This window comes from Metapseudomonas resinovorans, from assembly GCF_002003485.1.
Classification (GTDB): Bacteria; Pseudomonadota; Gammaproteobacteria; order Pseudomonadales; family Pseudomonadaceae; genus Metapseudomonas; species Metapseudomonas resinovorans_D.
In genome coordinates this window covers 50,283-63,925 of record NZ_BDMA01000017.1, presented here as the reverse complement: position 1 = coordinate 63,925, position 13,643 = coordinate 50,283, and the positions used below count along the sequence as shown (strand labels likewise).

The window sequence follows — 13,643 nt, the reverse complement described above, 5'->3', positions numbered from 1 at the left end:
GGGGATTCATAGGCTGCTCATCTGGGTGTCGGGCGCTGCGGCGCCCCGCGCAGCGCGCTCTTCACGCAGCAGTTGTTCGGCGCGAGGGCGTTCCGCCGGCGGCAACTGCTGCTGGACGCTTTGCGCCAGCTCGATGGCCTGGGGCGTGTTCTTGGGCAAGGCCAGCTGGCTGAAAACGAACGCGTTGACCAGGTTGCGCTGGATGCCCTTGCCCTGGGCGTACATCTGGCCAAGAGCGAAGTCGGCATTGACCTGGCCGCTGCGGGCGGCGCGGAGCAGATGGTCCAGTGCCTTGTCCGGATCGATGTCCCCCAGATAGCCACGCAGGTAGATCTGGCCCAGCAGGTAGTGCGCGGTGGGTTCGGTGGGGGCAGCCTTGAGCAGGTGCTCCTCGGCCTTCTTCGGGTCCTGCGGTACCAGCTTGCCTTCGTAGTAGAGGCGGCCTTGCAGCAGCTCGGCGCGGGGCTGGGAGGCGGCACGGCCTTTCTCCAGGTAGTCCAGCAACTGCTCGGTATCGCCCTGTTCCGGGTACTCGTAGATCAGTTTGGCCAGGCTCACCCAGGCGGCGGGGTAAGCGGGTACCAGCGCTTCGAGCAGTTCCTTGGCCTTGCCTTCTTCGGGCTTGCCGATGTCGGCGTCGGCCAGGACCAGGGCGACCGACTCCACGCGCTGGGCGGGAATACGCCCGGCGCGGTAGCCGGCCATCAGTTGCTCCAGCAGTTTCTGCCTTGCGTCGGCATTGCCTTGCTTCTGGTAGACGGTGGCCAGTTCGACGTAGCAGACGTCGGTCAACGCCAGATTGCGGGTACAGATCTGCTCGATCTCGGTGAGGTGCTGATCGTAGGAACCCTGGGTGCGATAGAAGAGGATCTGCGCCAGCTCCGCCTGCGTGTGGCCCTCGGCGCGCCATTTGGCGATGCGCGCCGGAACGTTCACCGAGGGGAAGTCCTGCGGGTATTGCAGGTAGAGCATCACCAGCGGCAGCAGGCTGCTTTCTTCACCGGCTTCGAAGGACTCCTCCAGGAGTTGCGCGGTTTCCCGGCGTTCGGCCTGGCTCAGCTGGGTCTTTCGTGCCAGCAGCTTGCCCAGGCGGGCCTTGGCACGGGGCGACTGGTCGATGGCCTGGCGATAGGTCTGCTCGGCCTTCTGCAGTTGCTCCGGGTCTCCGCTGGCCACCTGCAGGTCGGCCAGGCCGACCGCGGCGTCGGCATAACCGAGGTCGGCCAGCTGGCGGTAGTTCTGCTCGGCGGTGGAGCTGTCGCCGCGTTTCAGGGCTTCGCGGGCGAGGCGTTCGTCCGGCAGGCCGGCACAGCCGGCCAGGGCGACGGCCGCGGCCAGCAGCAGGAGGGGAGTGGAGTGATGGGCCATGGTCGAGCCCTCCTCAGAAGCCCGCGGCCAGGGCGCGGTCGATCAGCCAGTCGAGGGACGGGCCACGATCGATGCTGACTTCCACCGGCTGACCGGCGAAGGTGCTGGGCAGCGGCTCGTCGGGCTGGATGGTGGCGCGGATGTCGGCGGACATGTTGCCGTCATGCAGGCTGCTGCTGAGGATCTTGCCGTGGCGCGCCTGGTCTTCTCCGGCCACCTGGAAGGTGACGCGGGCACCCGGTTTGGCCTGGCCGATGTGGCGGAAGGGGAAGCGCGCCTGGATGGTGGCCTGGGTGTCCTGGGGCACCAGTTCGAAGATCACGTCGCCCTTGCTGGCGAACTGGCCGTCGGCCACGAGCTGGCGGGCGATCTTGCAGTTGCAGGGGCTGGTGAGGGTGCCCTTCATCTGCTTGCCGAACAGTTCTTCGACGTTTTTCGGAGTGAGCTGGTCGTCGGTCAGGTGACCCTTGAGCATCTCCAGCATGGTGGCGTTGAAGGACGCGATGGGGGCGCCTTTCTCCACGCTGGCGTCGGCGCTCACCAGGCTCTGCACCGTGCCTTCGCGGGGCATGGTGACCTGCATGGAAGGCACTGCGACCATGGCCGAATCGGCATGGGTGACGAAGTACAGGCCGTACAGCGAATTGAGGATGTAGGCAAAGGCACCGACACCGACGACGAAGATGCCGGCACTGAGGCCGACCGCCTTGAGACGCGCCAGGGGGCCCATGCCGCCGCCCGCGCCGCCTTTGCGCGGCTTGGTGAAGTTCTCGCGCTGCAGGGTGCTGAGCAGGTCGCCGGCGCTGACCAGTTCGCCCGAGAGGTGCGAGCTGATGAGGTAGCGCAGGGTGGCGATGTCACGCGGCTGAAGGCCATGGAAGACACAGCCGACGCGCTCGCTGCGGGTGTCCACGGCGCGCACCTGGAACTCTACGTCCAGGCCCAGGCTGAGGCCGTCGATCTGGAACATCAGGCGGCCTTTGTGGTGGTCGCCGATGCTGGAGTTGGCGCGTCCGGCGGTGAAGGCGAAACCGCCGGCGGAGACGTCCAGCAGCGACGCTTCGAAGCGTTCGCCACGGGCGATATAGCGGATCTTGCCGGGGATTTTCACCCGCGCGTGTTGGCGCTGGGCTTCGGATTCATGCACCACATTGAGATTGACGGCTGTATTCATGGCTTCGATTCCTGTCAGGTTCCTTGTGCTCACACGATCGCCAGCAGCGTGGCGACGAATACGCTGGTTGCGGAGAAGGTCATGGCGCGTGAGGACCAGGTGTTGAACCAGCGCGAGAAGCTCGCGAGGTCACGGTTGAGCTTGGTGTTCTGGCGGGTCCAGGACTGCTGGTCGAGGCGGAAGAAGACGTAGATCTTCACCAGCGCTCCGACGATCTGGTTGTAATAGAGGATCAAGGGGTAAGCCGGTCCGATCCGGTGCCCGGTAATGCTGAGCAGCAGGGTCAGGACGAAGCGGGTAAGGCCGATCCACAGGAGGTACACCAGCAGGTAGGCGATGCTGTACTTCAGGCTGGCGATGATGGCCACGGCCAAGCCCAGCAGGCAGGTCCACATCGAGGCGCGCTGGTCGGCCAGCACCACGGTGGTGAACCAGCCGAGGCGACGCGGACCGAGCGCCAGGGCGCGGGAGTTCTGCCGGAGGTTGTTGCCGTACCAGCGGAACATCAGCTTGCGGCTGGCCTTGATGAAGCTCTTCTCCGGCGGGTGCTCGACCGTGTTGATCGCGGCATCCGGAACGTAGAAGGTGTCGTAGCCCAGGCGCATCAGGCTGTACCAGCTGGACTTGTCGTCACCGGTGAGGAACTGGAAACGACCCAGGCGCCAGTGGTCCAGGTGGTCGCTTTCCACGTCGGCGATGAAGTCCGGATCGGTCACCACGCTGGCGCGGAACACCGACATCCGCCCGGTCATGGTCAGCACGCGCTTGGAGAGGGCCATCGAGCACATGTTGAGGTGGCGCTGGGCGAATCGCAGCTTGTGCCACTCGCTCATGATGTAGCTGCCGCGCACTTCGCAGAACTCGTTGGTGGTCAGGCCGCCGACATTCGGGAAGAGCTTGAACCAGGGCACGGTCTTCTTGACCACGCCTTCGGCCAGCACGGTGTCGCCGTCGATGACCGCCACGACCGCGTTGGCATCCGGCAGTTGCCGGGAGATGGCGCGGAATCCGTAGGCCAGGCCATCGCGCTTGCCGGTACCGGGAATGCGCACGAAGTCCAGCTTGACCCGCGAAGGCGGTGCGAGCTTGGTCCAGAGGTTCTTCACCAGCAGCTCATCGGACAGCTCGACGATGGAGCAGACGACAGTGGTCGGGTAGCCGCAGGCAATGGCTTCCTCGATCACCGAGCGGTAGACCATGGCGGTGGTCAGGGCCTCGATGCGGAAGCTCGTCACCAGCAGGAACACGTGGGACGGGTCTGCCGCGTTGCCGAGCTTGGCCAGGCGCCGCTTGTACCAGGGATACACGAAGTAGAGGAACAGCGTGCCGCGCACGAAGTGCAGGGCGCCCATGGAATAGCGCCAGATGCCCACAGCCCCGATCAGCAGCAGGAAATGCTTGGAGTCGGGGTCGAAAACGGACCTGGGCAGTGCCAGTGCCAGCAGCATCAGTGCAATGAGGTAGAACAGCCAGCCCGAGGCTTCGAGCAGACCATGCTTGATCTTGTCCATAGAGTCGTCCTGGGCTCGTTTGGCGGATGCCCCCCTTCCCGTTGGGGAGGGGGGCAGGGCGCTTTACCAGCAGATTCCCTCGGCGTTGCCTTGGGAGCCCTTGGGCATGAAGCCCACCAGGTCGATCACCTGCTTGCCGGCCGGCGCTTTCTGGGCCAGCGGGGCGAACAGCTCGTCACGGTTGCCCAGGACGATGATGTCCGCCTTGTCGACCACCGCGTCGAAGTTGCTGTCCAGCAGCGAGGACACGTGGGGGATCTTCGACTCGATGTAGTCCTTGTTGGCACCGTGGACGCGGGCGTACTCGACGTTGCGGTCGTAGATGCTGAGGTCGTAACCCTTGCCGATCAGCATCTCGGCCAGCTCCACCAGCGGGCTTTCACGCAGGTCGTCAGTGCCTGCCTTGAAGGACAGGCCGAGCAGGGCGACCTTGCGCTTGTCGTGGCCGGAGATGATGTCGAACGCCTTCTGCACCTGGCAGGAGTTGCTGCGCATCAGCGAACCGATCAGCGGGGATTCCACGTCCAGCGAGGTGGCGCGGTAGTTCAGCGCACGCACGTCCTTGGGCAGGCAGGAACCGCCGAAGGCGAAGCCCGGGCGCATGTAGTACTTGGACAGGTTGAGCTTGTTGTCCTGGCAGACCACGTCCATCACCTCACGACCATCGACGCCGACCGCCTTGGCGATGTTGCCGATCTCGTTGGCGAAGGTGACCTTGGCCGCGTGCCACACGTTGCAGGTGTACTTGATCATCTCGGCCACTTCGATGTCCTTGCGGATGATCGGGGCGTCGAGTTCGCGGTACAGGGTTTCCAGGACGTCGCCAGCGGCTTTGTCCAATTCGCCGATGACGGTCATGGGCGGGTAGTCGTAGTCCTTGATCGCGGTGCTTTCGCGGAGGAACTCGGGGTTCACCGCGACGCCGAAGTCCACGCCGGCCTTCTTGCCGGAGCAGTCTTCGATGATCGGGATCACGACGTTCTTCACGGTGCCCGGGAGCACGGTGCTGCGGACTACCACGGTGTGGCGTTCGGCCTTGTCGCGCAGGGCGAAGCCGATTTCGCGGCAGACGCCTTCGATGTAGTCGAGCGACAGGTCGCCATTCTTCTTGCTCGGGGTACCGACGCAGATGAAGGACACCTGGGTTTCGCGAACGGCACCGGCGACATCGGTAGTGCCGCGCAGGCGGCCAGTCTTCACGCCTTGCTGTAGAAGTTCTTCCAGACCCGGTTCGACAATGGGCGATTTGCCATTGTTGATCAGGTCAATCTTGGTCTGCGAAACGTCGACACCGACAACTTCATGACCACGAGCCGAGAGGCAGCCGGCGCATACTGCACCAACATAGCCCAAACCGAAGATGCTGATTCGCATCGTATTCACCTCGTCCTTTAAGCACGCTGTTTAATATGTGACGTTAGTGTCACTTCCGTTTGCACCTTTATGTCGCGGTTGCAACTTTAAAGTGCACAGGCATGAGTAGTACCGGACGCCAAAGTTAGGGCGCCTGAACTGGGCATGTCGCATTGCTTGCCCGGGTAGAGTCCTGAGCTGATCGCCTCAAAGGCTCTGGCTCGTTGGTTTTGTCCAGTAGGTCGAGTTTGTTGCGCTTCTCCTTAATTAACCTATTTGGCTTTCGCCAGATAAAAACTACCCCTCGGCTGCGCGCCGATAGTTGGTAAAGGCAGTTTGAGATCACACCGAAATATGGTGTGAAGAATTAAGTCACGGGGGTATGAGTGTCCGTCTTTTCGGATAGTTCCTACCGTTCGTCCCAGATTTTACTTATTGCAGTTTTTTGACTACGCCCCGTGTCAAGGTCGTGGCATTCTCAGAGTTGGCGCGCGTTGGAAAAGTTCAATCAGGCAGTTTGCAAGTTTTTTGGTGATTGCATTTTGCAACTTGGCCACTATCGGGAGGCAAGTTGGCCACTATCAAAAAAACAAGTTCGCCAGCATCAAAGACGAACTTGTGCCAGCTATATGATCTTGAAGTGATATTGAACTTGCGATGGCCATTGAATGGCATCGCGGGGAGGTAGGGTGCGCTGTGCGCACCAGCGGATCTTGCGCTGCGAGGGAAGGGGAGCGGTGCGCATGGCGCACCCTACGAATGCGCGCGGCACAAACGAAAACCCCGCCGGGCGGCGGGGTTCGTGGGGTTAGTCCTGCGGCTCGTCGCGCAGGAACACCAGGCTGTCCGGCTTGGAATGCTCCGCCGCGTAGCGGTAGCCCTGGTAGTTGAAGTCCTTCAGGCCTTCAGGGTCCTGCAGGCGCTCCTTGATCACATAGCGGGCCATCAGGCCGCGGGCCTTCTTGGCGTAGAAGCTGATGATCTTGTACTGGCCGTTCTTCAGGTCCTTGAACTCGGTATCGATGATGCGGGCGTTCAGGGCCTTGCGCTTCACCGAGCTGAAGTACTCGTTGGAGGCGAGGTTGAGCAGGATGTCGTCACCCTGGGCCGCCAGGGCTTCATTCAGCCAGCCACTGATGCGCTCGCCCCAGAAGGCATAAAGATCCTTGCCGCGGGCATTGGCCAGCTTGGTGCCCATTTCCAGGCGGTAGGGCTGCATCAGGTCCAGCGGTCGCAGCAGGCCATAGAGGCCGGAGAGCATGCGCAGGTGCTGCTGCGCGAAGTCGAAGTCGGCTTCAGCGAAGTCTTCGGCGTTGAGGCCCGTGTACACGTCGCCCTTGAAGGCCAGCAGGGCCTGCTTGGCATTGGCCGGGGTGAAATCCGGATGCCAGCTGCCATAGCGCGCGACGTTGAGACCGGCGAGTTTGTCGGACAGGTGCATCAGCTCGGCGATCTGCGCGGGGCTGAGTTCGCGCAGTTGCTGGATCAGCTCCTGGGCATGGTCCAGGAACTCCGGCTGGGTAAAGCGCGAAGTGACCGGCGGGGTCTCGTAGTCCAGGGTCTTGGCAGGGGAAATCACCAACAGCATCGAATCGTCTCCTTCGGGAACGGGGCGATTCTAGGGATTTGCGTCGGTTGGCTCCACCTATCCCGCCGATAGGCAGGTTGGATACGGCAGCCGGAATGATCCCAAGCGGGAAAAGTCGGGGAATTTCGGGGGAGGGGACTTTCGAATTTAACGGGTGATTTCCTACGCGCCAAGGTCTTTTTGTCGTACTGAAAAAAAAACGCGTACAGGCCAAAAAGTTCTTTTTTCTGTCATCCGGAATGGAGTATTAACAAATCAGACCGCCGAACCCTGCAGACAGGTGGCGGCCATCGGCCCTCACCTTGTTGGCTCCATCCCCTAACCGGCATGACCCGGAGCGGGGAGGTCGGCGGCCCTCCGCGGCGGAGAGCCTCCCTGGCATTCCGTCGCCTGGCCCTATAAGAAGGTGACCGAGTATGGATGACCACGGACGCTCCCGCCCTACCGCTCCAACCTTGTACGCGCTCGACACCAACGTCCTGATCCACGATCCCAACGCCTTGTTCAACTTCCAGGAACACCACGTGGCCATTCCGATGACCGTGCTGGAGGAATTGGACAAGCTGAAGACTGGCAAGCAGGGCGTTGCCGCTGAATGCAGGCAGGCCATCCGTAACATCGACAAGATCCTCAGTGGCGCAACCCCCGAGGAAGTGGAGCACGGAGTACCCATCCAGCGAGAGAAAAGCGGCCCTTGCGGCTTCCTCTCGATTCTCATGAGCAAACGCGCAGCCCCCATCACCTGGCTGCCTGAAGACCTCAACGACAACAAGATCATCAACCAGCTGGTGGAGCTGAAGAGCCGCAGGCCGGGCATGTCCGTGGTGCTGGTGACCAAGGACATCAACATGCGCCTGAAGGCGCGCGCCTGCGGGATCGATTCGGAGGACTACCACACCGACCAGTTGGTGGATGATGTCTCCCTGCTGTCCCGTGGCTACCACGACATGCCCGGGTCGTTCTGGGATCGCGTGAGCAAGGTGGAGACGCGTCAGGACCATGGACGTACCTGGCATCGCGTGCAGCTCACCGACAACCTTCCAGCCGTGCACGTCAACGAGTTCATCGTCGACGAGCAAGGTTTCGTGGGCTGGATCAAGGGCATCAAGGCTGATGAACTGCTGATCCTCGATCTGCATCAGGAGCCGTTGCTGCATCAGGAAGCCTGGGGCCTGCGTCCGCGCGATGTGTACCAGGCGCTGGCGCTCTACGCGCTGCTGGACCCGGATATCCACCTGGTCAACCTCAGCGGTGCGGCGGGATCGGGCAAGACCATCCTGGCGCTGGCCGCAGCAATCGAGCAGACCATGGTCAGCAAGCGCTACCGGCGCATCATCGCCACCCGCAGCGTGCAGGGCCTGGACCAGGAAATCGGCTTCCTGCCCGGTACCGAGGCGGAGAAGATGGAGCCCTGGCTGGGTGCGATCACCGACAACCTCGAAGCCCTGCACATGGACGACGAGAACACCCACGGCAGCGTGGATTACATCCTCAGCAAGGTGCCGCTGCAGTTCAAATCCCTGAACTACATCCGCGGCCGCAGCTTCCAGCAGAGCCTGATCATCATCGACGAGTGCCAGAACCTGACGCCGCACCAGATGAAAACCATCATCACGCGTGCCGGTACTGGCTCCAAGGTGATCTGCCTGGGCAACCTGGCGCAGATCGACACCCCTTACCTTTCCGCCCCCAGCTCGGGCCTGACCTACCTGACCGAACGCTTCAAGGACTTCCCCCACGGCGTGCACATCACCCTCCAGGGCGTGCCGCGCTCCGTGCTGGCCGAGTACGCCGAAGCGCATATGTGACCCTCGACTCCCGCCGGGCGGCAGCTGCCGCCCGGCGGGGATTTCTGTATACAATCTGTCTCCTGTCCAAGGAGACTCGCAGTGCTTACCCATCTCGATGCCCAGGGTCGCGCCAGCATGGTCGACGTCACCGACAAGGCGGTGACATCCCGTGAAGCGACGGCCGAAGCCCGCGTGCGCATGCGCCCGGAAACCCTCGCCATGATCCAGTCCGGCGGCCACCCCAAGGGCGACGTGTTCGCCGTGGCGCGCATTGCCGGCATCCAGGCGGCGAAAAAGACCTCCGATCTCATTCCGTTGTGTCACCCGTTGATGCTCACCAGCGTCAAGGTGGAGCTGGCAGCGGAAGGGGACGACTGCGTGCATATTGTCGCCCGCTGCAAACTGGCCGGGCAGACCGGCGTGGAAATGGAAGCGCTGACCGCCGCCAGCGTGGCCGCCCTGACGATCTATGACATGTGCAAGGCGGTCGATCGCGGCATGACCATTGAAAACGTACGCCTGCTGGAAAAGCTGGGCGGCAAGAGCGGCCATTACCAGGCCGGGGAGTAATGATGATTCGCGTGCAGTATTTCGCCCGTTACCGTGAAGCGCTCGGCATCGAAGGCGAGCAGCTCAACTGTGACCCGGCGTTCGCGAAGCTGGATGATCTGCGCCGGCATCTGCTGGCCCGTGGCGGCGTCTGGGAGGTTCTCGCCGAACAGAACCTGATGTGCGCCCGCAACCAGGAGCTGTGCAGCCTGGACGAAGCCCTCAGCGACGGTGACGAAGTCGCCTTCTTCCCCACCGTGACCGGAGGCTGAGATGGCCATTCGCGTGCAGGAAACCGCTTTCGATCCTGGTGTTGAACTCAATGCGCTGCATGCGGCCAATGTGGGTATTGGCGCGGTGGTCGGCTTCGTCGGCTATGTGCGCGACTTCAATGACGGCCAGGATGTGGCCGGCATGTTCCTCGAACATTATCCAGGCATGACCGAGAAGGCCTTGGAGAAGATCGCGGTGGAAGCGCGAGAACGCTGGCCGCTGCTCAACGTGGATATCCTCCATCGCATCGGGCGCCTGGAACCGGGCGAACCCATCGTCTTCGTCGGTACTGCCAGCGCCCATCGCCAGGCGGCGTTCGACGCCTGCAACTTCATCATGGACTTCCTCAAGACCCGCGCGCCGTTCTGGAAGAAGGAAGACACCGCCGAAGGCCCACGCTGGGTGGAAGGGCGGTGCAGCGACAAGGCTGCTGCCGAGCGCTGGGAATGAACCGATTGGGGAAAACTTTCTGTAGGGGCGAATTTATTCGCCAAGGGCTGCGCAGCAGCCCAATGGGCACCTGAAGGGCGGACCTTCGGCCCGCTTGGCGAATGAATTCGCCCCTACAAAGCCCGGCATTGCCGGGTTTTTTCATGGGTCATTGACGGTGTGTACATTTGAGTCCAGTATGGACTCACAAGTACAAGTTAGCGGCGTCCATCATGATCCCCAGCCAGCTACCCATTCCATTCCCATGCCGGCCAGCCCTGGCGGCATCTGCTTCTGCCTCGCAAATCCATTCCGAACCGGCTCGCCCTGCCATGCGGCGGGCCTCCATCCGTAATGCGGGAGTCGCACCATGAAGAAACTCGTTCTGCTGGGCAGCCTTGCCCTGAGCCTGCTGGCCTCCAGCGTTTTCGCCGCTGACAAGCCTCTGCGCATCGGCATCGAGGCTGCTTATCCACCCTTCGCGTTCAAGACCCCGGAAGGGCAGATTGCCGGTTTCGACTACGACATCGGCAATGCCATGTGCGAAGAAATGAAGGTGAAGTGCCAGTGGATCGAGCAGGAGTTCGATGGCCTGATCCCGTCCCTGAAGGTGAAGAAGGTGGACGCTGTGCTGTCCTCCATGACCATCACCGATGAGCGCAAGAAGTCCGTCGACTTCACCGGCAAGTACTACTACAGCCCAGCGCGCCTGGTGATGAAGAAGGGCAACCTGGTCGACCCGGAATTCAAGAGCCTGGTGGGCAAGACCATCGGTACCCAGCGCTCCACCACCACCGACCGCTTCGCCACCGAGGTCCTGGAGCCCAAGGGCATCAAGATCGTGCGTTATAGCACCCAGAACGAGATCTACCTGGACGTGCTGTCCGGTCGTCTGGACGGCGCGCTGGCCGACGTCTTCCCGCTCAACGAAGGCTTCCTCAAGACCGATAACGGCAAGGGCTACGAGTTCGTTGGCCCGGTGCTGAACGATCCGAAGTACTTCGGTGAAGGCGCCGGGATCGCCGTGCGCAAGGGCGATAACGAACTGCGCGAGAAATTCAACAGTGCCATCAAGACCCTGCGTGCGAACGGCAAGTACCAGGCAATCCAGGCCAAGTACTTCGACTTCGATATCTACGGCGAGTAAGCCCTGCCGTTGGGAAAAGCCGCGCAATTGCGCGGCTTTTTTGTCTGGACGAAAGCAGTCAGAGCGCTGCACGAACTGCCCCCTCTCCCGCTTGCGGGAGAGGGTTGGGGGGAGGGTAGATTCCGGTTGGTTCGGCGCCGGTCTCTTCGCGGATGAATTCGCTCCTACAAAGACGGGCAGGGCTGCGCCCTGCTTGGCGATTGAAATCGCCCCTACAGGGTTATGCGGGCGCCGAAGGTGGGCTGAGAGTCACCCCTCTCCCGCCGGCGGGAGCGGGGCCGGGGGAGAGGGGATTCCGGTCGGTTCGGCGCCGGTCTCTTCGCGAATGAATTCGCTCCTACAAAGACGGGCAGGGCTGCGCCCTGCTTGGCGATTGAAATCGCCCCTGCAGGGTTATGCGGGCGCCGAAGGTGGGCTGAGAGTCACCCCTCTCCCGCCTGCGGGAGAGGGGCCGGGGGAGAGGGTTGTTTCGGGCTGGCTTGGCGCCAATCCTTTCGCGAATGAATGCGCTCCCACAATGGGTATCCATGCGCCAACAAAAAAAGGGAGCCCGAAGGCTCCCTTTTTCATTCAGCGTCCAATCCTCAGTGCAGGATCTGCCCGAGGAACAGCTTGGTCCGCTCGTTCTGCGGGTTGTCGAAGAACGCGTTGGGCTCGTTCTGTTCCACGATCTCGCCTTTGTCCATGAAGATCACCCGGTTGGCCACGGTGCGGGCGAAGCCCATTTCGTGGGTCACGCAGAGCATGGTCATGCCGTCATGGGCCAGGCCGATCATGGTGTCGAGCACTTCCTTCACCATCTCCGGGTCGAGTGCCGAGGTGGGCTCGTCGAACAGCATGATCTTCGGCTTCATGCACAGCGCGCGGGCGATGGCCACACGCTGTTGCTGGCCACCGGAAAGCTGCCCCGGGAACTTGTGCGCCTGCTCCGGAATGCGCACGCGCTCCAGGTAATGCATGGCGACTTCCTCGGCCTGGCGCTTGGGCATCTTGCGAACCCACATGGGCGCCAGGGTGCAGTTCTGCAGCACGGTGAGGTGCGGGAACAGGTTGAAGTGCTGGAACACCATGCCCACTTCGCTGCGGATCGCCTCGATGTGCTTGAGGTCGTTGGTCAGCTCGGTGCCGTCGACGACGATGCGGCCCTGCTGGTGTTCTTCCAGGCGGTTGATGCAGCGGATGGTGGTCGATTTGCCGGAACCGGACGGGCCGCAGAGGACGATGCGCTCGCCCTGCTGCACGTCGAGGTTGATGTCCTTCAGCACATGGAACTGGCCGTACCACTTGTTCACGCCCTGCAGTCGGATGATCGGCTCGCCGGCGGTTTTCTTGCTTGCTTCAGTCATGGGATGACTCCTAACGCTTGTGGCTGGTGTCCAGCTTGCGCTCCAGGCTCATGGAGTAGCGGGACATGCCGAAACAGAAGATCCAGAACACCAGGGCGGCGAAGACGTAGCCTTCGGTGGCCATACCCAGCCAGGCGGGGTCGGTGGTGGCTTGCTTGATGCTGTTGAGCAGGTCGAACAGGCCGATGATGATCACCAGGCTGGTGTCCTTGAACAGCGCGATGAAGGTGTTGACGATGCCGGGGATCACCAGCTTCAGGGCTTGCGGCAGGATCACCAGGCCCATCATCCGCCAGTAGCCCAGTCCCATTGCCGCAGCGGCTTCGTACTGGCCCTTGGGGATGGCCTGCAGGCCGCCACGCACCACTTCAGCGATGTAGGCCGACTGGAACATGATCACGCCGATCAGCGCCCGCAGCAGCTTGTCGAACGACAGGCCTTCAGGCAGGAACAGCGGCAACATTACCGAGGACATGAACAGCACGGTGATCAGCGGCACGCCGCGCCAGAACTCGATGAAGGTCACGCAGATGACCTTGATCGCCGGCATGTTCGAACGTCGTCCCAGGGCCAGCAGGATGCCCAGCGGCAGCGCACCGACGATGCCCACGGCAGCGATCACCAGGGTCAGCATCAGGCCGCCCCATTGGCTGGTGGAGACGGTGGACATGCCGAGGAAGCCGCCGTGCAGCAGCCAGTAGGCGACGATCGGGTAGATCACCAGGAATGCCAGGCCGTACTTGGCCTTCTGCTGGAAGCGCGGGATGAACAGCGGCGCAGCGCCGATGATCGCGACCCACACCGCCAGGTCCACTCGCCAGCGCAGTTCTTCGGGATAGAAACCGTACATGAACTGCGAGAAGCGCATCTTGATGAACACCCAGCACGCGCCTTCGCTGCTGCAGTCGGCACGGGTGGTGCCGCTCCAGTCGGCCTGGAGGAAGGCCCACTTGATCAGCGGCGGCAGGATCAGCCAGACCAGGTAGATGGCGAACAGGGTCAACAGGGTGTTGAACCAGTTGGAAAACAGGTTGGCGCGCAGCCATCCCAGTACGCCGACGCTCATCCGGGGTGGCGGCTGGTCGGGCTTGAATACGTGTGTCGTCATGGTTCGG

12 protein-coding genes are annotated in these 13,643 nt (G+C 62.3%); 5 read left to right on the top strand and 7 right to left on the bottom strand.

Annotation, left to right across the window (positions count from 1 at the left end):
• Positions 1 to 6: 6 nt before the first annotated feature.
• The 5 genes from algK to yaaA all read right to left on the bottom strand — a co-directional run bounded on the left by algK (position 7) and on the right by yaaA (position 6,994).
• Positions 7 to 1,368, bottom strand: a complete 1,362-nt coding sequence (gene algK / locus MnOB_RS04810) for an alginate biosynthesis TPR repeat lipoprotein AlgK (protein ID WP_077522559.1) — start codon at positions 1,366 to 1,368, stop codon at positions 7 to 9.
• A 13-nt stretch (positions 1,369 to 1,381) separates the two neighbouring features.
• The gene (locus MnOB_RS04805; protein WP_077522557.1) at positions 1,382 to 2,542 is read right to left on the bottom strand and encodes an alginate biosynthesis protein Alg44; all 1,161 of its coding nucleotides are present in this window, start codon (positions 2,540 to 2,542) and stop codon (positions 1,382 to 1,384) included.
• 29 nt (positions 2,543 to 2,571) lie between these two features.
• Positions 2,572 to 4,053 carry a mannuronan synthase gene (alg8, locus tag MnOB_RS04800; protein WP_077522555.1) on the bottom strand — a complete coding sequence of 494 codons (1,482 nt, stop codon included), beginning with the start codon at positions 4,051 to 4,053 and terminating at the stop codon, positions 2,572 to 2,574.
• A 63-nt stretch (positions 4,054 to 4,116) separates the two neighbouring features.
• A complete protein-coding gene (gene algD, locus MnOB_RS04795) occupies positions 4,117 to 5,427 on the bottom strand; it encodes a GDP-mannose 6-dehydrogenase (RefSeq protein ID WP_077522553.1) in 1,311 nt (436 codons plus the stop codon).
• A 787-nt stretch (positions 5,428 to 6,214) separates the two neighbouring features.
• A complete protein-coding gene (gene yaaA / locus MnOB_RS04790; RefSeq protein ID WP_077522551.1) occupies positions 6,215 to 6,994 on the bottom strand; it encodes a peroxide stress protein YaaA in 780 nt (259 codons plus the stop codon).
• A gap of 416 nt (positions 6,995 to 7,410) precedes the next feature.
• On the opposite strand from yaaA, the gene MnOB_RS04785 reads away from it, so the two are divergent.
• The 5 genes from MnOB_RS04785 to MnOB_RS04765 all read left to right on the top strand — a co-directional run bounded on the left by MnOB_RS04785 (position 7,411) and on the right by MnOB_RS04765 (position 11,182).
• Positions 7,411 to 8,802, top strand: coding sequence for a PhoH family protein (locus MnOB_RS04785; RefSeq protein ID WP_077522549.1), 1,392 nt, complete (start codon positions 7,411 to 7,413; stop codon positions 8,800 to 8,802).
• A gap of 81 nt (positions 8,803 to 8,883) precedes the next feature.
• On the top strand, positions 8,884 to 9,354 hold the full coding sequence (gene moaC, locus MnOB_RS04780; protein WP_077522547.1) for a cyclic pyranopterin monophosphate synthase MoaC: 471 nt from the start codon (positions 8,884 to 8,886) through the stop codon (positions 9,352 to 9,354).
• A gap of 2 nt (positions 9,355 to 9,356) precedes the next feature.
• On the top strand, positions 9,357 to 9,605 hold the full coding sequence (locus MnOB_RS04775) for a MoaD/ThiS family protein (protein ID WP_077522545.1): 249 nt from the start codon (positions 9,357 to 9,359) through the stop codon (positions 9,603 to 9,605).
• Between the two features lies 1 nt (position 9,606).
• Positions 9,607 to 10,056, top strand: coding sequence for a molybdopterin synthase catalytic subunit MoaE (gene moaE / locus MnOB_RS04770; protein WP_077522542.1), 450 nt, complete (start codon positions 9,607 to 9,609; stop codon positions 10,054 to 10,056).
• A 349-nt stretch (positions 10,057 to 10,405) separates the two neighbouring features.
• A complete protein-coding gene (locus tag MnOB_RS04765) occupies positions 10,406 to 11,182 on the top strand; it encodes an ABC transporter substrate-binding protein (protein WP_077522540.1) in 777 nt (258 codons plus the stop codon).
• A 584-nt stretch (positions 11,183 to 11,766) separates the two neighbouring features.
• Here MnOB_RS04765 and MnOB_RS04760 read toward each other — a convergent pair.
• Positions 11,767 to 12,528, bottom strand: a complete 762-nt coding sequence (locus MnOB_RS04760; RefSeq protein ID WP_077522538.1) for an amino acid ABC transporter ATP-binding protein — start codon at positions 12,526 to 12,528, stop codon at positions 11,767 to 11,769.
• Positions 12,529 to 12,538: 10 nt separating this feature from the next.
• The gene (locus MnOB_RS04755) at positions 12,539 to 13,636 is read right to left on the bottom strand and encodes an amino acid ABC transporter permease (protein ID WP_077522536.1); all 1,098 of its coding nucleotides are present in this window, start codon (positions 13,634 to 13,636) and stop codon (positions 12,539 to 12,541) included.
• Between the last annotated feature and the right edge of the window lie 7 nt (positions 13,637 to 13,643).